Consider the following 20135-nt stretch of genomic DNA (forward strand, 5'->3'; position numbering starts at 1 on the left):
CAACAAATACTTATCATGAAAAAAACAATCATCGCAATCGCGAGCATAGGAATACTTGCCTCATGCACCAATGAAAAATCAATTGAAGAAAGATACCTCTATGAGGGTGACAAGATCGTGGATATCGAAACAGGTGATGAATACTTCATGGAAGATTCACTTGGTTTTACTTTGATTCACAAAGACGGAAGCAAAGAGCAAGTTGCCTTCGATGATACCCCGTTTTTTGAGACAAATCTTTCCGATGAATATGTGAAAACCTGGAAGGAAAACATAGCCGAAAGGGAGGAAAAACTCCTTTTGGAAAAAAAAGAAAAATTCCAAGCAGCAAGAAAAGCCCGATATTCCGATTTGGATAACGAGGCATTAATGGCAAAATTCCAAAAAGCACATCAGGAGAAAGTCGAAATAACCCTTCAAATGGATATGATTGCGGAATTGATCGACAGAGAGGTGATTGCAACAGAGGATGCGCCAGGCTTACTGGAAATTGATATTGAGTTTATCGATCTGGATTTTAACATCGAGGAAGCGGATGAAAATTGAGATCTAAATTTATCTTTGGATTTCCAGGTATTGGAAATTATTGAAGGAAAAATAAAAAAACGAATCAAACATCTTCCAAAAAATTTGTGTGTGACCCTTATCACCGAAGGATCGTTTAAAAAATTTTATATTTCCAATAAATACACCAATACGAACACTCATGAATCACTACCAAATTTTGATCATTGGAGGAGGAACTGCCGGAATAACAGTTGCAGCTCAACTTCGTCGAAAGGATAAAAATCATAAAATAGCCATCATTGAACCCTCTGAAAAGCATTATTACCAGCCAGCTTGGACATTGGTAGGTGCGGGTACTTTTGATTTTAAGGACACGGAAAGAAATGAGGCCGATTATATTCCGGATGGGGTAGACTGGATCAAAGACAAAGCTTCAGATATCCTTCCCGAATCCAACACCGTCAAAACAGAATCATCTGGCGATTTCACCTATGACTACCTTGTGGTGGCTCCTGGATTGGTCATGGCTCCGGAATTATTACCAGGTCTAAAGGAAGCTTTGGGCAAAGGAGTAGTCTGCAGCAACTATACCGACCCGGAACATACCTGGGAGGTTCTACAGAATTTCAAAGGCGGCAATGCCGTTTTCACTCAGCCTCTGACTCCGATCAAATGTGGTGGTGCCCCACAAAAAATCATGTACCTGGCAGAGGAATATTTCCGGAAGACGTCAAAGGTCCGTGAAAATACCAATGTGATTTTTGCCACTCCCGGGTCAGTGATTTTTGGCGTGAAGGATTTTGCAAAAACCCTGAACAAGATTCTCATCGAGAGAGAAATCATTTTCAAACCGTACTATGCTCCTGTGAGAATTGATGCTGAAAACAAGTTCATCTATTTCAAATACATTGAAAAAGGGGAAAATGGATGTATCATCAATGAAGGAAACAAAATCGGTGAGGAAATCGTGGGTGATTCAGAAATCAAGATGTCTTTTGACATGCTTCATCTTGCTCCTCCACAGCAAGCACCAAAGTTTATTAGAGAATCCTCAGTTGCCTTACAGGATGGTCCCAATAAAGGCTGGGTGGATGTAAACATCAATACACTTCAGCATTTAAGATACCCGAATATTTTCTCATTGGGAGATGTAGCTGCTTTGCCCACCGCCAAAACTGGCGCAGCAATCAGAAAACAAGCCCCAGTGGTGGTCGAAAACATCCTCCACCTCATCAAAAACAAGACGATGGGAAAAGAAATCTATGAGGGTTATTCCTCCTGCCCATTGGTGACGGGTTACAGCAAAATGGTGTTGGCCGAGTTCAAGTATGACAATGTGAGGGATTCAGACCCAATGATTTCAAAATTTGTGGATACTACCAAAGAACAATACAGCATGTGGCTATTGAAAAAATATGGATTGCCTTTCATGTATTGGAATTTGATGCTCAAAGGTAGGGCATAAAAAAAATGCTCATCGGAAGATTCAAAAAAGTCAGCACATCAACGTGCTGACTTTTTTTTAACCCAAGAAATCTGCATGAATTTTCCCAATGGGGTTGATACAGGAAGAAAATCAGCGTATTTGGAGAATAAGGGGTGAGGTCGGAAACCGTAATCAGATGACTGATTTTTAAGCAATTTCAGGAAGGAATGGAATTGACAATGTATAGTGTGGGTTTAAGGGTCACTTTCTTACCACTTAAGAATCCCATTTGCCCTAAAGAATAATTCCTTAGCCATATGCCAAAATTTGGGTAATTTCAAGCCTTGATTCTAAAATTCGATCCGTTGGCTGTGACATGAAAAAGTTTCTCCCCCTCATTTTTTTGATCCTTTTACATGTGAATGGCTTTTCTCAAGTCCTTTTTGTATCCGACCAAGAGACGGGACAACCTTTGGCATTTGTCAGCATTTCCCACTTGACCAGCAAACGCTTCAGCACCACAGATCAGGCTGGAAAAGCGGATATATCAAGTTTCCGGGGTTTGGATCAAATCGAAATCAGGCTTTTTGGTTACAAAGCCCAAAAATTGAATTACACGGATTTGGAACAACAAAAATTCCTTGTCCACCTCCTTCCTTCACAGATCACCCTTCATCAAGCAATCGTATCTGCCTCCAGTTGGAGTCAGTCCAGGCAGGAAATCCCGGCCCGTGTCACCCGCATTTCCAAAGAAGAAACCGCGCTGCGAAACCCCCAAACAGCGGCGGATCTTCTGGGAATTTCCGGAGATGTATTCATTCAAAAGAGCCAACAAGGAGGAGGAAGCCCCATGATCCGTGGATTTTCGACCAACCGCTTGCTATATACCATCGACGGAGTAAGAATGAACACCGCCATATTCAGAAGCGGAAATATCCAGAATGTCATTTCCTTGGATCCTTTCGCCACGGAAAGTACCGACATTTATTTTGGCCCAGGTGCCATCATCTATGGAAGTGACGCCATAGGTGCGGTCATGAGCTTCCAAACTTTGACGCCAAGGTTATCGGACACAAACATGCTCAAGGTTTCCGGAAGTGCCGTACTGAGAGCCTCCTCTGCCAACCAAGAAAAAACAGGGCACGTTGATGTGGCAGTGGGAGGGGAAAAATGGGCTTCCGTAACCAGTTTCAGCAGCAACAATTTCGGAGATCTTAAGATGGGAAAACATGGACCCGAGGAGTATCTCAGACCCAATTTTGTGCAAAGAATAGAAAACAGAGATGAAATCGTTCTGAACAAAAATCCCCGGATCCAAAACCCAAGCGGATACTCTCAAGTAAATTTGATGCAAAAAGTCAGGTTTAAACCCAATGAAGCTTGGGACTTCAGGTATGGTTTTCACTATTCGGAAAGCTCTTCCTATTCCAGGTATGACCGCCACATCCGCTTTCGCGCAAACGGTCTACCCCGAAGTGCAGAATGGAGTTATGGTCCACAAACATGGATGATGCATCATTTGCAGGCGGCTTATGAAGGCGAAACAAAACTTTTCGATCAATTGACGGTACGGCTTGCCCGCCAAGATTTTGAAGAGAGTAGGATTGACAGGAATTTCAATGATCCCATCAGAAGGATACGATTGGAAGAAGTGGTCGCTTTATCCGCCAATATCGATTTCTTCAAAAATGTCGGTGAAAGGGCAAAGCTCTATTACGGATTTGAAAGCATCAGGAATGCGGTGGATTCGAGAGGGACGGATGAAAATATCGATATGGGCACCAAGGTCACAGGCCCAGCCCGATATCCCATTTCGGATTGGTCTTCCCATGCTGCCTATGCCACCTACCAACAAAAAATCTCGAAAAATTCATTGATCCAAGGAGGGTTGAGGTACAATCAGTTTATCCTGAATGCTGATTTCAGCAATAACATGCCCTTTTACCCCCTACCCTTCGAAACCGCCGCGATCAACAAAGGGGCCGTCACTGCGAGTATGGGATGGGTATTCAATCCCACTGACAAATGGATGATGCATGTAAATGCCTCCACAGGGTTTCGTTCTCCAAATGTGGATGATATCGGAAAAATCTTCGATTCCGAACCGGGAACAGTCTTGGTCCCCAACCCAAACTTGGACGCTGAATATGCCTACAATGCGGAATTGAATGTAGGGAAGGTTTTTGGAGAAAATGTGATGCTGGACTTGACCGCCTATTATACCCTGTTGGACAATGCGATCGTAAGAAGGGATTTTTTGCTCAATGGCCAGGACAGTATTCTGTATGATGGCGAACTGAGCAGAGTATTTGCGCTCCAAAATGCAGCATTCGCAAGGATTTATGGTCTTCAGGCCGCCCTGGAAATCAAACTTCCCCAAGGGTTCACCTTTATCACCCGGCTCAATTATCAAAAGGGAACAGAGGAAACCGACGATGGTATCCAAAACCCCTCTAGGCATGCTCCTCCCCTATTTGGTTCAGCACGCTTGGAATACAAAAGAAAAAAACTGCGGTTGGAGGGATATACCGAATTTTCGGGAAAAATGGATTTCAACCAACTTCCCTTGGAAGAGAAAGGGAAACCCGAAATCTATGCGATCGATGAAAATGGCCGGCCTTACTCTCCTTCTTGGCTAACACTTAACCTAAAGGCTTTCTATCAATTGTCGGATTTGTTTTCCGTAAGTGGCGGATTGGAAAACATCACCGATGTGAGGTATAGAACCTATAGTTCTGGCATTGTTGCTCCGGGAAGAAATTTCATTTTATCCTTGAGGGCGAACTTTTAACGCCTGTATGCATTATCGGTGCTTCACCCTATTGTTCAATTGGTCTGATTTTCTTGCAGTTTCAACACCCATTTGAAAACCTATTGCATATTTCGGATTAAACTCCTTCCAGCCAATATTGTCAAAGTGATCAGAAGCTTACTTCTGGAAATTGGGAGTTGAAAAGGTGAAAAGTGATGAAAATCACAAAGCCTCCCAAACAAAATAAGTTATATTGTCAACAAAAAAATCATGCGCAAAATATACTTCTTGCTCTTCTTCCTTTTCATTTCCTTTGCCACTCTGGCACAAGTCGTTTCCGAAAAAGAACACCTTATCGTCATGCAACTGACAAATGGCGATACGGATGTCCACAAAAAATTCATTCGCCAGTTAAACAACATCATGACTGCGGCCCCCAATGCCAAAATTGAAGTTGTCACACAGGGAATGGGGATAGATTTGTTGAAAACACAACAAAATCCATATGAAAAAGAACTCGGATTATTGGTAAACAAAGGTGTACAATTCGTGATCTGTGAAAACACACTGAGACAACGGGAAATGAAAAAAGATCAATTCCTCACTTTGGCGGGATTTGTTCCTTCAGCGATTCTTGAGATTGTAATGAAACAGGAAGCTGGCTGGATTTACATCAAGGCCGGAGACTGAATGAAGGAGGAAAACTTTCATTTTCCGACTCCCTTTTTTAAAAAATTATAGTTTAAATACAACCCTTTTTAATTCAATAAAATGAAGTCTGCCGTCTTTCTAATTTTTCTCTTGGTACAATCATTTGTCTCCTTGGGTCAGAACCAAGAGGTGGTGGTTTCGGGAATTGTCAAATCCAATCAAGACAAGGCCGCCATACCTTTTGTCAACGTGCTGGTACAAAATCCAAAAGACGGCAGTTTTGTGGCAGGCACAATCAGCAACGAAGAGGGACGTTTTACCCTTGCCCCCATCAAATCCGGAGAATATCGAATCGAAATTTCCCACATGGGTTATTTGACCTCCACCAAAAACTTTACTGTGGGCAGATTGAGTGATTTCTTGGATTTGGGAACCTTCTTTTTGGAGGAAATCACCACCGATTTGGATGCCGTCACGGTTGCAGGAATCAAGGAGGAAGTGGAGATAAATTTGGATAAAAAGACCTTTTTGCTCTCTGAAAACATCAGCCAATTGGGAGGCTCAGCCCTTCAGGCCTTACAAAACCTGCCCGGGATTACTGTCGACCAAAATGGTAAGGTTTTCCTGCGGGGAAGTGATAAGGTGTCCATACTTTTGGAAGGAAAACAAACTGCCATTACCGGAATTGGTGCGCAATCCGGTTTGGAAAACTTTCCTGCCTCATCCATCGAAAGCATCGAAATCATCAACAACCCCTCCTCAAAATACGATGCCTCTGGAAATGCCGGTATCATCAACATTATTTTCAAAAAGGAAAAAGAAGAAGGATGGAATGGGAAAGTAGGGTTGATTGCAGGAATGGGCAATTTGGTCGAAAAGAAAGCCAACTTGGAAGGCATTCGGGATCAATACAGGTTTACTCCCAAAATAAATCCATCAATATCATTGAATTATAGAAAAGGAGATTTGAATTTTTTTGTCCAAGGAGATATTCTTTCACACAGGCAAATGATGAAAAATGAGTTCATCGAAAGGATTTTTGACAATGGGGAGCGTATCCAGCAGCAATTTCTTGAAAACAGGACCCAGCCCATTTATAATTTTAAAACCGGCATCGATTGGACTCCCAAAGAAAGGCATGCATTTACCTTTTCTGGACTTTTCAACTATCGGGCCTATACCGACCTTGGGGATTTACCCTATTTCGATGCCCGTAGTGGCGATCGGATCAGGCTCTGGCAATATTATGAGGAGGAGGTCAACCAAACCCTTTTTGCCTCCATTTCTCACAAATATTCTTTCAAACAACCTGGACATGCATTGACTACGGCCTTTAATTATTCCTTCAGGCGAAAGGATGAGGTCTTTTATTTCGAGAACCGACAATTGGAATTCTTTGGGACAGATACGACGATGCTGGTTGCGGATGAGAACATTTTTGACCTGACTATCGATTACATCAAGCCACTCAAATCGGGGAGATTGGAGTTGGGAACCAAACAGAGGGCAAGAGTCTTCCCGAATCTGATCACCTTCAAACCGGGCGTCAATTCCATTTTGGATCCAGGACTGGACGGCACTGCCGAATACCAGGAATGGCTTGCCGCAATCTATGGGAATTATATCTATGAGCGGAAAAACCTGGAACTGGAAGCAGGTCTGAGGGTGGAATACATCAAGGTTGATTACTTGGTGGATCCAGACCATGCAGTTTATGTAAGCGACGGATTTAGTTATTTCGAGCCCTTCCCAAGTCTCAGGGCTTCATATTTCATCAACGATCTGAGTAATTTCTCCCTTTTCTATAACAGAAGAGTCGACAGACCGGAGGAAAGAAACCTCCGGGTTTTCCCTACCTATGCCGATCCAGAGATTTTGCAGATTGGAAATCCGGGACTAACCCCTCAGTTTACCCAATCGATAGAGGCCGGATACAAAAGGTCCTGGGACCGGGGCTATCTCTATGGGGCCGCTTACCACCGGGCGAGCCGGAATATCCTCACCAGGATCCTTACCAGTATACCCGGAACCAACCGACTGGCATCCATAGATCAGAATGCAGACAAAGGCTGGAATACTGGTATCGAACTGGTTTATAACCAGAAAATCGGAGACAATTTTTCACTCAACATCAACTCCAATATCTATCAAAATAAAATCGGCGCATTCACCCTCACAAACGCCTATCCCTCGGACATTGCTTTTTCCAGGGGTGCAGAAAGTGCTTACACCGGCAACATTAAAGTAAATGGAGTCCTCAAACTTCCAAAAAGCGTGGATATTCAATTGACAGCAATTTATTTGGCTGCGGACATTGTGCCTCAGGGAAGAATTAAGGCCAGATATCACTTGGATGGCGGTATTACGAAAAAAATCCAAAAAGGAAAAGGAGAAGTCTTTCTGAATGCTGCGGATATTTTCAATACCCTTGTGATAAAATACCAGCTTGAAGGCGATGGTTTCAATGTGATTTCAAGTGACTATTATGAGTCTCAAGTGTTTCGCATGGGTTACAGTTATCGGTTTTAGCACAAAAAAAAGTCTTTCCCAGAATAGAATAGCTTCTTAAAATTTCAAAAAATACCTCAGGGACAATACAAAAAACCAGTTTATCATTTGGCAGGTCGAACAATTAGATGAAAATTATCCGAAAAGATCTATATTTTTGTCCAAAAGAACACCCATGATGGAATCCTTGGAAATTTTTGTAAAGGAGATCGGCCCTGTTAAATCTGCATTTTTAGCGACTTCCTTTACCTGGCTCTTGACTGCTATGGGAGCATCTTTGGTGTTTTTTTTCAAAACCGTAAAAAGATCTGTCTTTGACACACTCCTGGGTTTTACGGGTGGAGTCATGGTCGCAGCGAGCTTTTGGTCCTTGTTGGGTCCCAGCATCGCGCTATCCGAAAAATCATTTCCTGATCACCCCTGGATTCCAGCAGCCATCGGGTTTCTCTCCGGAGGACTTTTTATTTTTTTCCTGGACAAACTCATGCCCCACCTGCACATTAACTTCAGCAATGAAGAAACCGAAGGAGTCGCCACCAAATGGCATAAATCGACACTTTTGCTTCTGGCCATCACGATGCACAACATCCCCGAAGGTTTGGCTGTGGGGATATTGTTCGGAGCTGCCGCGCTGGGATTGGACGGAGCCACTACCAGTGCAGCCATCGCTTTGGCTATCGGGATTGGTATTCAGAACTTCCCAGAGGGAATGGCGGTGGCCATGCCACTAAGAAGACAGGGAGTGGGACGCAGAAGAAGTTTTTGGTATGGGCAATTGTCCGCAGTGGTAGAGCCCGTCGCCGGGGTGATCGGGGCTATTGCCGTGATTTACGTTCAAGAAATCCTTCCCTATGCACTTTCCTTTGCCGCCGGAGCCATGATTTTTGTAGTGGTAGAAGAAGTGATTCCCGAAACCCAAAGGGACAAGTACACCGATCTTGCCGTTTTGGGCTTTATGGGAGGCTTTACTGTCATGATGATCTTGGATGTGGCTTTGGGTTAATCGATCATTTCCTGTTTTGAAAATCTCCCTTTAAGTGACTTTTAGGGTTATTTGGTATAATTGTTGGCTTAGTCGTTTTTATATGGATCAAATTATTGTTTTCGTCACCCTTTTTGTAGCCTTGTCCTTATTTGTTTGGGGTAAATTAAGACACGATTTAGTGGCCATCATTTGCTTGATGATTTTGGTTTTTTCTGGAATTGTACCTCCCGAGGAAGCATTCTTGGGCTTTGCCAATCCCGCGGTGGTGACCGTTGCCATGATCTTGGTGGTCAGTTTCGGGCTGCAAAAATCCGGATTGATCGACTTTATCGGCAATTGGGTAATGAAATTAGGCGACAACCCCACCCTCCAAATCGGGGCGCTTTGCGTGATTGTGTGCTTTGCGTCTGCTTTTATGAACAATGTAGGTGCCTTGGCTGTGTTGATGCCGGTTGCCATCAGTGTGGCCAAAAAAAGCGGGACTTCTCCTTCTGTCATTCTGATGCCCATTGCCTTTTCTTCCTTGCTTGGGGGAATGATTACCCTGATTGGTACACCTCCAAATATCCTTATTTCAAACATCAGAAAAACCTCACTCGGTGAGCCCTTCAAAATGTTTGATTTTGCCCCGGTAGGTTTGGGCGTAGCCTTCATCGGATTGCTTTTTATCGTGTTCATCGGTTGGCGTTTGATCCCCAAGAGAATCGGTAATTCGGACGACAAGGAAAAATTCAACATCAATGATTATATCACCGAGGTTCGGTTAACTGAAGATTCCAAAATCGTCAAAAAACCTCTTTCCGATATCCATGAACTTACAGAAGGCGATATCATTGTCCTGAATCTTATCCGGAGCCGGCACCTCATCCATGCGCCAAGCTTGAATATGATTTTACAGGAAGGTGATATTTTGACATTGGAAGCCAGTTCCGAGGATTTAAAGACTTTCGTGGAAAACAGCAAAACCCAACTGGTTGGAAAAAGTGAAGAAAAAGAAGACGTTGTCGGCGGGGAAAATATTTCCACGATCGAAGCGGTCGTGATGGCGGATGCCTTGATCAGCAATCAAACCGCTGCCAGTCTAAACCTCAGGAAACGCTATGGTGTGAATCTACTGGCTATTTCCAGACAGGGTAAAAAAATCAGGAAGCGCATTGACCATGTCAAGTTCCAGGTCGGCGATGTATTGCTTTTGCAGGGAGATACCGACAAATGGACCGATTTGCTTCAGAATTTGGGATGCTTACCCCTTGCTGATCGGGGATTCAACATCGGAGAACCCAGAAAAATCATCTTGGCGGTTGGTATTTTCCTATTGGCCCTAGCCCTGATCATCTTTGATTTGACACAGGTCCAGATTGCTTTTTCTTTGGCCGCCCTGTTGATGGTAATTACCAAAATCATCCCGCTCAAGGAAATCTACACCAATATCGATTGGCCGGTAATCATCCTTTTGGGTGCATTCTTGCCCATCGGCACCGCAATGGAAACCTCCGGAGGTGCCGAAACAATCGCCAATCAAATCCTAAAATTTGGCAGTTCCCTGCCAAATTGGGGGATTTTGGCTTTGGTTTTGGTGGTGACCATGTTCCTTTCGGATGTCATCAACAATGCCGCTACGGTTTTGTTGATGGCCCCTGTGGCTATTGGTTTGGCCATTGGATTGGATTGCTCGCCCGATCCTTTTCTGATTGCCGTCGCCGTGGGAGGTTCCTGTGCATTCTTGACTCCGATTGGACACCAGTCCAACACCCTGGTCATGGGACCTGGAGGCTATAAATTTACGGATTACTGGAGAATGGGATTGCCACTGGAGATCATCATCCTTGTCGTCAGCATTCCCTTGATCCTTTTCTTTTGGCCACTATAAATTTCCTTCCAGAGATTCCAATCGTGACAGTCTTCTTTTAAGGGATTGATTTTCTTTTTGAAGGAAATCAATCCTATCCAGAAGGTGCAAGACCACACCTATTCCTTCGGGATTGATTTCCAACTCCTTGTAAAGCCGGACAATTTTTTCCAAAAGGGGCAATTTCTCCTCTTGGATAAACCCGGTTTCCTCCACGAAGACTATCGTTATCAAGTCCTGCTCCTGAATCGACGAGACAAAGGAGATATCGACATTGTGGAAGCTACAAAAAGCATCGATGGCAATAAGGCTGCTATTTTCCATCATGATTTAGTTTTGAAAGTTCAGTAAACAACTCTTTTTCGACCTCTGAAAGCTTGGTGGGGATTTTGATTCTATAACTGATAATAAGATCACCAAACTCCCCTTCCTTCTTGTACACCGGAAATCCTTTTCCCTTCAACCTGATTTTTGTATCCGGCTGTGTCCCTGGAGGCACTTTCAACTTGACCTTACCCTCAAATGTCGGCACCACGATTTCTCCTCCCAGAATTGCGGTGTAGAGACCCAACTCAACATTGGAATACAAATGATTCCCCTCCCTCATGAAGTCTGTGTCATTGCGCACCATAAAAGTGATATAAAGATCCCCTTTGGGTCCACCGTTGACACCTTCTCCACCATACCCCCTGATTTTGATGGTTTGCCCATCTTCCACGCCCGCTGGAACCGTGATTCTGATGTTTTTTCCATTGATGGTCAGTGTATGTTTTTTGGAGGAATACACCTCCGAAAGCGAGAGGTGCAGCTCGGCTTTATAGTCCGAACCTTTGTATTTCACACCACCACTTGAGCCTCCAGAATAGCCCCTTTGGCCTCCCCCAAACATGGAGCTGAAAAAATCAGAAAAATCCTCCTCTCCAAAATGTCCTGAATATGCCCTTTGCCCCGATTGGCCAGACCGTGATGCTCTCGTACGCCCCGCTTTTTCGAATTCTTCCGCATGCTGCCAATCTTTCCCATATTGGTCATATTTCTTGCGTTTTTCGGGATCGCTCAGGACTTCATTGGCCTCATTGATCTTCTTGAATTTCTCCTCCGCCTCCTTGTTGCCTGGATTTAGATCCGGATGAAATTTTCTAGCCAACCGCCTATAGGCCTTTTTGATATCCGCCTCGGATGCTCCCTTGTCAATTTCCAGGATTTTGTAATAATCAACGAATTCCATATTTGTAAAAGGTCATTAAAAATGGGTAAAACTAACGTTTGTTATTTTTGTCTTTTGGGGGCAAAAAACTATTTGTGATCACCACCATTCTCACCAAACAATAGAGAAGGAACCGAGGTTTTCCTTTTCAAACCATAACTGTCAATGGCAAATCTTTGGATATGATTTTCCATTTCTTCAAGGGAATCCGTCAGCAGGAATAAATTCAGGTCATTTTTATCAATGGTCCCCACTTCTGCCAATTTTTGAATGTATTCAAATAAGTGGGTGTGAAAATCAGAGCAAAACAAAACGACCGGAAATGGTTTCATCACCTTGGTTTGGATGAGCGTCAAAGCCTCAAAGAATTCATCCAAGGTACCGAAACCTCCAGGCATCACCACAAATGCGAAGCTGTATTTGGACAAGAGCACTTTCCGAACAAAGAAAAAATTGAAATTCATCCACTTGTCCAAATAGAGATTTGGATGCTGTTCAAATGGAAGGTTGATGTTACATCCTATCGATCTGCCGCCCACTTGCTTGGCCCCACGATTGGCGGCATCCATGATTCCCGGCCCTCCTCCTGTCATCACCGTGAAACCCATTTGGCTGATTTTCGCCCCAACTTTCATCCCTAACTGATAATATGCATCGTTCTCTTCAAATCGGGCGGAACCAAATACAGTGACACAGGGCCCCACAAAATGGAGCATTCTGAAACCCCTGATGAATTCAAAGAAAACCTCTACTACAAATACCAGTTCCTTCCACCTCGATTGTGGACCTGCAAAAAAGGCTTTCTCATCGGGATGCCCCAGAGGGGAAAATTTATGTTCAATATCTTTTTCCATCGTTTCTCAGTATAAAACCCATGCTATGCAGCCCCAAGCCCATCAAAGCCTGAAAGAAATTAATAATCAGTCAGTTAGATCCTACTTTTTGACCTCAACGTATCGCTACATCTCCGTATTCTCCAAATAGCCTGATTTTGTCACAGTTTCAAACCCAAAAAGAAAACCTAATGGATATTCCGGGTTAAAAAAACCCGAACTACAATAAGATTTTTTCTTCCTTCAATTTAATAAATTATGGGGATTTCAAACCTTGATCCGTTAAAAATCCAGAAATCACTCCCTTCAAGGCTTAGGGGAAATCCCTCGGGACCCCCCGGAATTAAATTTTCAATGAAAGCGTTGATATCTTGGAATATTGATCTAAATTTCGACGTTTTATTATCATAATGAAGACAAAGCAACCGATAGCTTACAATGCACTCCTCAACAACGACAGGTTGAGCCTCCTTGCTTTGTTGTTATTCATTTTTTTCTTGTCTAGTGTCCCCCGATTTAGCCAAGCTTTTTCGACGAATGGATCACACGGAACCGATACCCGGTTGACAACTCAACTTGACATTGACCATTCCCATTCCAACTCAAAAGAATCAAAAAACTTGTTTACTTGGGAAGAGCAACAAAAAGAAGAGCGGGCCGAATCCGAGATCAATGTCGACTTCTCCTACGACATTTCTTTTGTTGGCTATCCAACAGCTTTTTATAAAATCTCAGGTGCTGAGATGGCCGCATTAAAAATCCCAATCCATAAAGGAAAAAACCCTTATTATCTTCTTTTTCATTGCCTTAAAATCCATTTGGGCTAAGTTTTTTTTTGAAGTTTATGCATACCGGGTGAAACCATTAGGTTCCCCAAAGCACTTCCTATTTTCAAACTAAAAACCAAACTTTTATGACGCAGCCCGTGTCATCAAGCCTTACTCATGTACTCCATGAATTGGGTCATTACCTGCCCGCACAGTCCCCGTTGAAGGACTTTGTTCACCACAACACCTTGCACGCTTACCAACATCTGCCCTTTCACGAGGGAATCCAGATCGCTTCCGAAAACTTTGGATACAAGGTGTATTGGCGACTCGAAAAATATAGGGAATTGTACCATGCTGGCAAAATCAATGATGAAATTCTGGACAGGATCATCACCGAGCATAAAGGTGCCGAGAAACTGAAGCACTGGAAACAACTTTTGATTCACCAAGCTCCCCAAGAATTTCCGGAACCCAAGGTGGGCAAATTGAGGAAGCTCTGGAGAGAAAACTACAATCTCAACCTGGACAAGGAAGTGCACAACACCCTATTCCGGATTGTCAGCAGCTACCTCGATCAGGGAATCGCCATCTGGAAATTCCCATCTGAATCGAAAGGACTCTTGTCTGCGGTGAGAATCCTTGAAAAAAACAGTTTTTCCACTTTCATAAAAAGTGACAGATCCAGAGAATTGTTATTTTCTACCAAAACCCGTTTAGAGGATTTACTCTTCCTATTGGTAGGGAATGAAGAACGCTACTCCCAGTATCTTTTTGACCAGCAATTTGCCCATCCAGGATGGTCTGGGATGGTTGCAGGTCTTGAAAACCATCCAGAACGCTTGTTGGACAAAAAGAAAGTGTCCTTGCATGACTTGATTTTTCTGGAATGTCTACTCGAAATTGATGCCTTGGACCGGAGAAGGGGGACTAAATGGACTGCTTTGGCCAAGCATATTCCCTCAGAAATGCCAGGCATATTCGAAGCCTCCCAGCCTTCGGAAATCCTACAAATCCACTCCCTATGGCAAGAAGCGTTCGAATGGACCTATTATGACCAAGTCATCAAAGGTCTGCAACTGAGTCATGCAAAAAAAGCCGAAAAAGACAGGCCCTCTTTCCAGGCAATGTTTTGTATTGACGACCGCTGCTGCTCCATCAGGAGATATATAGAACGGTTTTCGCCAGACTGTCAGACCTATGGGACAGCGGGGTTTTTCAACATTCCCTTTTATTTTCAACCGGAACACGGAAAGTTCATGACCAAGGTTTGTCCGGCTCCGGTGGACCCCATTCATGTGATCAAAGAGTCGGGGGCCAAAATACGGCATGAAAAAGATGCCCATTTCAGCAAACATTCCAAGGGCGTTTTCGGGGCATGGTTTATTTCTCAGACCATGGGCTTCTGGTCCGCCATCAAGATCGCCAAGAATATTTTCCGCCCCGGGCCCACTCCCGCCATGGTTTCCTCCTTCAATCACATGGATCCAAAAGGGAAATTGAGCATCGAATGTATACATCCCGATCAAAGGCACCATGGGCTTCAAGTTGGTTTCACTGTCGAAGAAATGGCCAACAGCTTGGAAGGATTACTCAAAAGCATAGGCCTCGTCAATAATTTTGCACCATTGGTCTATGTCATGGGGCATGGTGCCAGCTCCGTAAACAATACCCACTATGCGGGCTATGACTGTGGCGCCTGCAGTGGCCGTGCCGGTTCGGTCAATGCCCGGGCCATTGCCCATATCGGCAACCATAAAGCTGTCAGGACAATTTTGAAAACCAGAGGAATAGAGATTCCCGATGAAACCCAATTTATCGGCGGCCTTCATGACACCACAAGGGATGAAATGGAGTTTTATGACTTGGATATCTTGGTGAAAAAAAACAGGCTCCTTCATGCCAACAACGTCCAGACTTTCGAAATAGCCCTAGATTTCAATGCCAAAGAAAGGTCCAGAAGATTCAATACGATCAATTCCAAAGACGACGCAAAAAAAATCCACGATAAAGTGAAGTTGCGGGCCATGTCTCTTTTCGAGCCCAGACCGGAATGGAACCACGCCACCAACGCCCTTTGTGTCGTGGGCAAACGGGAAAACAACCGACACCTTTTCCTTGACAAAAGGGCTTTTCTCAATTCCTACGACCATCGTATAGATCCCGAGGGGAAATATCTTTTCAATATCCTCAAAGCTGTCGCTCCAGTGTGTGGGGGAATCAACCTTGAATATTATTTCTCTAAAGTGGACAACCAGCAGTTGGGTGCCGGAAGCAAACTGCCCCACAATGTGATGGGTTTGATCGGGGTTGCCAACGGCATGGACGGTGACCTCAGGACGGGATTACCACTGCAAATGGTCAACATCCATGATCCCTTGAGGATTTTGATCACTGTCGAACATTATCCAGAGGTGATTCTCAATGCCATCCAATCCCATGCCGCTACCTATGAGTGGTTTATCAATGAATGGGTAAGGATGGTCTGCATCCATCCGGATTCCAAAAATGCATTCTATTTCAAGGGAGGTCAGTTTTTTCTTTACCAGCCTGTCACAAAGCAGATTGAAAAAGTCACCAATCTGGATGTCATTTTGGAAACAACATCAGAAAATCTACCGGTTTACCTCCTCGCTTAAACTATGGAAAATCAATATATCATCAGCGCATTTGTCTTGATTCCACTGATTGGTTTCCTGATTTCCCTGTTGCTTTCAGGAAATAACGAACGTCCACTATCGCGTGTTGCTCTGTTTACGGTAAGTCTTCAACTGATCGGGGTGTCAGGCTACATTGTCTATTGGATCATTCAGGGCATGCATCCCATCAATATCCGGGAATTGGATATCTACAACAACGGCGAATACCAGTTTTTGCTGGACTTTTATTTTGACAGCATTACGGCAGTTTATTTGTTTGTGGGGGCATTTGTCACCTTCCTCATCACAAGGTACAGCAGGTTTTATCTGCACCTGGAGGAGGGTTACAAGCGGTTTTTCAACACGATGTTGTTTTTCTTTCTTGCTTACAACCTCACGGTTTTGTCCGGCAATTTTGAAACACTGTTTTTGGGTTGGGAAATGCTGGGGATTTCTTCGTTTCTGCTGATTGCCTTTTACCGGAACAGGTACATTCCGGTCAGAAATGCCGTCAAGGTATTTTCAATTTACCGGATTGGAGATATTGGAATTATCCTGGCCATGTGGGCCAGTCACCACTTCTGGCATGAAAACATCGCATTCATCAAATTCAACAATTCCGAATTGGTCAGCGCACAAATGGCCCAGCATGGAGGAGTCGGACTGATGATTGCCATTGGGCTGCTGATAGCCGCGGCGGCCAAGTCTGCCCAACTTCCCTTTTCCTCCTGGCTTCCCAGAGCGATGGAGGGCCCCACGCCTTCCAGTGCAATCTTCTATGGATCCCTTTCCGTTCATTTCGGGGTGTTTTTGCTCTTGCGGACTTTTCCCTTTTGGGAGCATCAGCTGTCGGCCAGGATCCTGATTGGGACGGTTGGCTTGCTCACGACATTGGTATCCTATTCGATTGCAAGGGTGCAATCCACGATCAAGACGCAAATTGCCTACGCCTCCATCGCGCAAATTGGATTGATGTTCGTGGAAGTCGCATTGGGCTGGGAAACATTGGCACTGGTGCACTTTGCAGGAAATGCCTTTCTCAGAACTTACCAATTACTGGTATCCCCATCTGTAGTGGCCTATATGATCCGGGATCAATTTTATCATTTCAAGCCCAAGGAAATCAGTTTGGAGGATACTTTCCCCAAAAGATTGGAATTCAGTCTTTATGTGCTTTCCCTCAAGGAATGGAATCTGGACAATTTCATCAACCATTGGGTTTTTTCACCCATCAAAAAAATCGGGAGAAAGTTGGATTTCCTGACCCCCAGAAACCTCCTGCTGTATTTTTTCCCGATTTATGCTTTGGGCTTATTCCTGTATTTCAACCAGGAATACATTTACCCTCCCATCAGAGATTTCCTACCGGGCTTTTTTGCCTTTTTGGGGATGATGCTGGTCTTCAAGGCCTTTTCAGAAAGAATCTACCCACGGCTTGCCTGGATGCTCATCATTGCCAATCATTTCTGGATTGCGCTGGCAGTTTCATTCAACGAAACCTTCGATATCCATCAAACTTGGATTTACCTCAGTGGGGTGATCGTATTCGGGATCATTGGTTATTTGGCGCTCGAAAATCTCTTTAAAAAAGAAAAGCAATATTTTGACCTGAACCAATACTATGGACATGTGTATGAGCATCCCAAGCTTTCGCTGATTTTCCTGATTGCGGCGCTGGGGCTGATGGGTTTTCCGATTTCCCCCACCTTTATCGGCGTGGATCTGATCTTCAGCCATATCCATGAAGACCAATTCCTCTTGGCTTTCTTTGATTCCGTCAGTTTCATCATAGGAGGCATTGCCCTTATCCGCATTTATGCCCGCCTTTTTCTAGGCCCGCATGTCAAAAACTTCCACGAAAAAGCGCTTAAATCTTCCTAACACTATACTCATGAAAAATCACAAAATTGAAATCCCTTTGACCGGTTTGTCAGGACTTCGTCAAAATTGGAAGGCTGATCTTACCTCAGGATTCTTGGTTTTCCTGATTGCCCTCCCACTTTGTCTGGGCATCTCCATGGCCAGCGGCTTTCCTCCAGTAGCAGGAATATTCACCGCCATCATTGGTGGACTTGTGGTCAGTTTCTTTGGCGGTTCCAATCTTACCATCAAAGGGCCGGCAGCAGGATTGATCGTCATTGCATTCGGTGCCGTCACCGAACTTGGCCAAGGAGATGCTCTGCTTGGCTACAAACTCACTTTGGCAGTTGTCGTGGTTTCCGGGATCCTGCAAGTGATTTTCGGATTGGTCAAATCCGGTGTATTGGCAGATTTCTTTCCCTCTGCAGCTGTTCACGGAATGCTCGCGGCAATCGGAATCATCATTGCATCCAAGCAAATCTTCACCCTGATGGGAGTCAAACCAGAGGCCACCGAAACTTTGGAGCTTTTGGCAGAAATACCCAAGGGGTTTTCTGAAATGAACCCTGAAATTGCCATTATCGGTGTCATCAGCTTGTTGATTTTGTTTTTGTTTCCCCTATTCAAAAACAAGTATATCAAAATGATCCCAGCACCTCTTTTGGTTATTTTGGTTGCCATTCCCATCGGGAGATATTTTGATTTGGAACATGAGCACACGTATTTGTTTTTGGACAACCATGAATACCTGATCGGTCCAAAATTCTTGGTCACCCTGCCAGACAATCTCCTTGCAGCCATCACCTTTCCGGATTTTTCTCAGGTTTTTTCAGGAACCTCCATCAAATACATCATCATGTTTGCCTTGGTGGGCAGTTTGGAATCTCTCTTGAGTTCCAAGGCCATTGACGTATTGGATCCCTATAAAAGAAAATCCAACATGAACAGGGATCTGCTTGGCGTGGGGATCGGCAATACTTTGGTAGGATTTATCGGGGGAATACCCATGATATCAGAAATCGTAAGGAGCTCTGCGAATATCAACAACGGAGGAAAAACCTGGTGGTCCAATGTTTTCCATGGCTTGTTTCTCTTGATTTTCGTCGCCTTCTTCCCAAATCTCATCCATCAAATCCCCATGACGGCACTGGCAGCGATGCTGATTTACACAGGATACCGTTTGGCCGCTCCCAAGGAGTTTTACAATACCTATAAGATCGGGAAAGAGCAACTGGCCATTTTTTTGGTCACGATCATCTTCACCCTGGCGACAGACTTACTGATCGGTATCGGAGTGGGTATTCTGACCAAAATCATCATGCACCTGAGCAATGGATTGCCGCTGAAATACATCTTCAAACCCCTCTTTACTGTGACAGTAAGCGAAGATGAGGAATATACCGTGGACGTATTCCACTCCGCGGTTTTCAGCAATTATATCAAATTGAAAAAATCCCTGGACGCACTCCCAAGAGGCAAAAAAATCAGCATTGATTTCTCCAATGCCAACCTTGTGGATCACACTGTGATGGAAAACCTGCACCAGTATCAGCATTCCTATGAAAACGATGGAGGGCATTTCCATATCAAGGGGATGAGCCATTTGCAGAAAGTTTCAGACCATGACCTTTCAAGTAGAAAAACCAAGAAAATTCCTGTGGTTTAAAAGTCAATTCAAAAGATGTCGGGTGTGGAATGGACCACACCCGATTTTTGTTTTTTTTCATTATTAAAACAGATAAAATGAGCAGCGAGATTCTTTAATAATGATGGGAGGATAACCATTCTTGATATAAACTTCCCTCACCGCCGCGGGGTGTAGTTTCTACTACACCCAAAAAAATTGATGATTTCACCATGAAAAGCTTCACGCAATAAGCCATTTCTAATGGCAAAAGGAAAAACGAATGAAGGCTTCTATTAAATGATTTTGCTAATCGAATTACAAATTCGAAGGATAGGAAGGCGCAGTGGAGACTTGACCTAGTCCGCCACTGGATGTAGTTTCTACTACACTCAAATATTTCCGTTTTCACCATGGAAAGATTCATGCAACAAGCCATTTCATATAGCAAAGGCAAAAACGAATAAAGGCTTCATGCGAAGGTTATTGATTCGAATGACAAATTCGAAGAATAAAAAGGGCTAATG

14 protein-coding genes are annotated in these 20135 nt (G+C 44.0%); 11 read left to right on the forward strand and 3 right to left on the reverse strand.

Going from position 1 to position 20135, the window contains the following annotated elements:
- The first annotated feature begins 15 nt into the window (after positions 1-15).
- The 7 genes from F824_RS0116020 to F824_RS0116055 all read left to right on the forward strand — a co-directional run bounded on the left by F824_RS0116020 (position 16) and on the right by F824_RS0116055 (position 10699).
- Positions 16-546, forward strand: a complete 531-nt coding sequence (locus tag F824_RS0116020; protein ID WP_019598937.1) for a hypothetical protein — start codon at positions 16-18, stop codon at positions 544-546.
- A 160-nt stretch (positions 547-706) separates the two neighbouring features.
- Positions 707-1972: an NAD(P)/FAD-dependent oxidoreductase gene (locus tag F824_RS0116030; RefSeq protein WP_019598939.1), complete on the forward strand. Its 1266-nt coding sequence runs from the start codon at positions 707-709 to the stop codon at positions 1970-1972.
- 337 nt (positions 1973-2309) lie between these two features.
- The gene (locus tag F824_RS0116035) at positions 2310-4724 is read left to right on the forward strand and encodes a TonB-dependent receptor plug domain-containing protein (RefSeq protein WP_019598940.1); all 2415 of its coding nucleotides are present in this window, start codon (positions 2310-2312) and stop codon (positions 4722-4724) included.
- A 231-nt stretch (positions 4725-4955) separates the two neighbouring features.
- Positions 4956-5375, forward strand: a complete 420-nt coding sequence (locus F824_RS0116040) for a DsrE family protein (protein ID WP_019598941.1) — start codon at positions 4956-4958, stop codon at positions 5373-5375.
- An 81-nt stretch (positions 5376-5456) separates the two neighbouring features.
- Positions 5457-7865 carry a TonB-dependent receptor domain-containing protein gene (locus tag F824_RS0116045; protein ID WP_019598942.1) on the forward strand — a complete coding sequence of 803 codons (2409 nt, stop codon included), beginning with the start codon at positions 5457-5459 and terminating at the stop codon, positions 7863-7865.
- 154 nt (positions 7866-8019) lie between these two features.
- Complete coding sequence (locus F824_RS0116050) at positions 8020-8847, forward strand: ZIP family metal transporter (RefSeq protein ID WP_022582191.1); 828 nt, start codon at positions 8020-8022, stop codon at positions 8845-8847.
- Between the two features lie 82 nt (positions 8848-8929).
- Entirely contained in the window at positions 8930-10699 is a 1770-nt protein-coding gene (locus tag F824_RS0116055; RefSeq protein WP_019598945.1) for an SLC13 family permease, read from the forward strand.
- On the opposite strand, the gene F824_RS0116060 is transcribed toward F824_RS0116055, so the two are convergent.
- The 3 genes from F824_RS0116060 to F824_RS0116070 form a co-directional block, all read right to left on the reverse strand.
- A complete protein-coding gene (locus F824_RS0116060; protein WP_019598946.1) occupies positions 10694-11005 on the reverse strand; it encodes a chaperone modulator CbpM in 312 nt (103 codons plus the stop codon). The two genes, F824_RS0116055 and F824_RS0116060, sit on opposite strands and share 6 nt — an antisense overlap.
- Positions 10992-11906, reverse strand: a complete 915-nt coding sequence (locus tag F824_RS0116065) for a DnaJ C-terminal domain-containing protein (RefSeq protein ID WP_019598947.1) — start codon at positions 11904-11906, stop codon at positions 10992-10994. The genes F824_RS0116060 and F824_RS0116065 overlap by 14 nt, the downstream gene beginning before the upstream one ends.
- Before the next feature lie 68 nt (positions 11907-11974).
- Positions 11975-12739: an LOG family protein gene (locus F824_RS0116070; protein ID WP_019598948.1), complete on the reverse strand. Its 765-nt coding sequence runs from the start codon at positions 12737-12739 to the stop codon at positions 11975-11977.
- Between the two features lie 389 nt (positions 12740-13128).
- Here F824_RS0116070 and F824_RS0116075 point away from each other — a divergent pair, with 389 nt between their 5' ends.
- The 4 genes from F824_RS0116075 (at position 13129) to F824_RS0116090 (ending at position 19650) form a co-directional block, all read left to right on the forward strand.
- Positions 13129-13545, forward strand: coding sequence for a hypothetical protein (locus tag F824_RS0116075; RefSeq protein WP_019598949.1), 417 nt, complete (start codon positions 13129-13131; stop codon positions 13543-13545).
- An 86-nt stretch (positions 13546-13631) separates the two neighbouring features.
- Entirely contained in the window at positions 13632-16124 is a 2493-nt protein-coding gene (locus F824_RS0116080) for a YbcC family protein (RefSeq protein ID WP_019598950.1), read from the forward strand.
- 3 nt (positions 16125-16127) lie between these two features.
- Positions 16128-18005, forward strand: a complete 1878-nt coding sequence (locus F824_RS0116085; RefSeq protein WP_019598951.1) for a proton-conducting transporter transmembrane domain-containing protein — start codon at positions 16128-16130, stop codon at positions 18003-18005.
- A gap of 10 nt (positions 18006-18015) precedes the next feature.
- Positions 18016-19650 carry a SulP family inorganic anion transporter gene (locus F824_RS0116090; protein WP_022582190.1) on the forward strand — a complete coding sequence of 545 codons (1635 nt, stop codon included), beginning with the start codon at positions 18016-18018 and terminating at the stop codon, positions 19648-19650.
- The last annotated feature ends 485 nt before the right edge of the window (positions 19651-20135 follow it).

It is taken from the genome of Rhodonellum psychrophilum GCM71 = DSM 17998 (assembly GCF_000381545.1).
Lineage (GTDB): Bacteria > Bacteroidota > Bacteroidia > Cytophagales > Cyclobacteriaceae > Rhodonellum > Rhodonellum psychrophilum.

What these genes read in the sequence shown, in the direction of transcription:
- F824_RS0116045 (WP_019598942.1), top strand. Translation starts at nt 5,457, where the DNA reads ATGAAGTCTGCCGTCTTTCTAATTTTTCTCTTGGTACAATCATTTGTC.
- F824_RS0116030 (WP_019598939.1), top strand. Translation starts at nt 707, where the DNA reads ATGAATCACTACCAAATTTTGATCATTGGAGGAGGAACTGCCGGAATA.
- F824_RS0116050 (WP_022582191.1), top strand. Translation starts at nt 8,020, where the DNA reads ATGATGGAATCCTTGGAAATTTTTGTAAAGGAGATCGGCCCTGTTAAA.
- F824_RS0116020 (WP_019598937.1), top strand. Translation starts at nt 16, where the DNA reads ATGAAAAAAACAATCATCGCAATCGCGAGCATAGGAATACTTGCCTCA.
- F824_RS0116080 (WP_019598950.1), top strand. Translation starts at nt 13,632, where the DNA reads ATGACGCAGCCCGTGTCATCAAGCCTTACTCATGTACTCCATGAATTG.
- F824_RS0116040 (WP_019598941.1), top strand. Translation starts at nt 4,956, where the DNA reads ATGCGCAAAATATACTTCTTGCTCTTCTTCCTTTTCATTTCCTTTGCC.
- F824_RS0116070 (WP_019598948.1), bottom strand. Translation starts at nt 12,739, where the DNA reads ATGGAAAAAGATATTGAACATAAATTTTCCCCTCTGGGGCATCCCGAT.
- F824_RS0116060 (WP_019598946.1), bottom strand. Translation starts at nt 11,005, where the DNA reads ATGATGGAAAATAGCAGCCTTATTGCCATCGATGCTTTTTGTAGCTTC.
- F824_RS0116085 (WP_019598951.1), top strand. Translation starts at nt 16,128, where the DNA reads ATGGAAAATCAATATATCATCAGCGCATTTGTCTTGATTCCACTGATT.
- F824_RS0116075 (WP_019598949.1), top strand. Translation starts at nt 13,129, where the DNA reads ATGAAGACAAAGCAACCGATAGCTTACAATGCACTCCTCAACAACGAC.
- F824_RS0116065 (WP_019598947.1), bottom strand. Translation starts at nt 11,906, where the DNA reads ATGGAATTCGTTGATTATTACAAAATCCTGGAAATTGACAAGGGAGCA.
- F824_RS0116090 (WP_022582190.1), top strand. Translation starts at nt 18,016, where the DNA reads ATGAAAAATCACAAAATTGAAATCCCTTTGACCGGTTTGTCAGGACTT.
- F824_RS0116035 (WP_019598940.1), top strand. Translation starts at nt 2,310, where the DNA reads ATGAAAAAGTTTCTCCCCCTCATTTTTTTGATCCTTTTACATGTGAAT.
- F824_RS0116055 (WP_019598945.1), top strand. Translation starts at nt 8,930, where the DNA reads ATGGATCAAATTATTGTTTTCGTCACCCTTTTTGTAGCCTTGTCCTTA.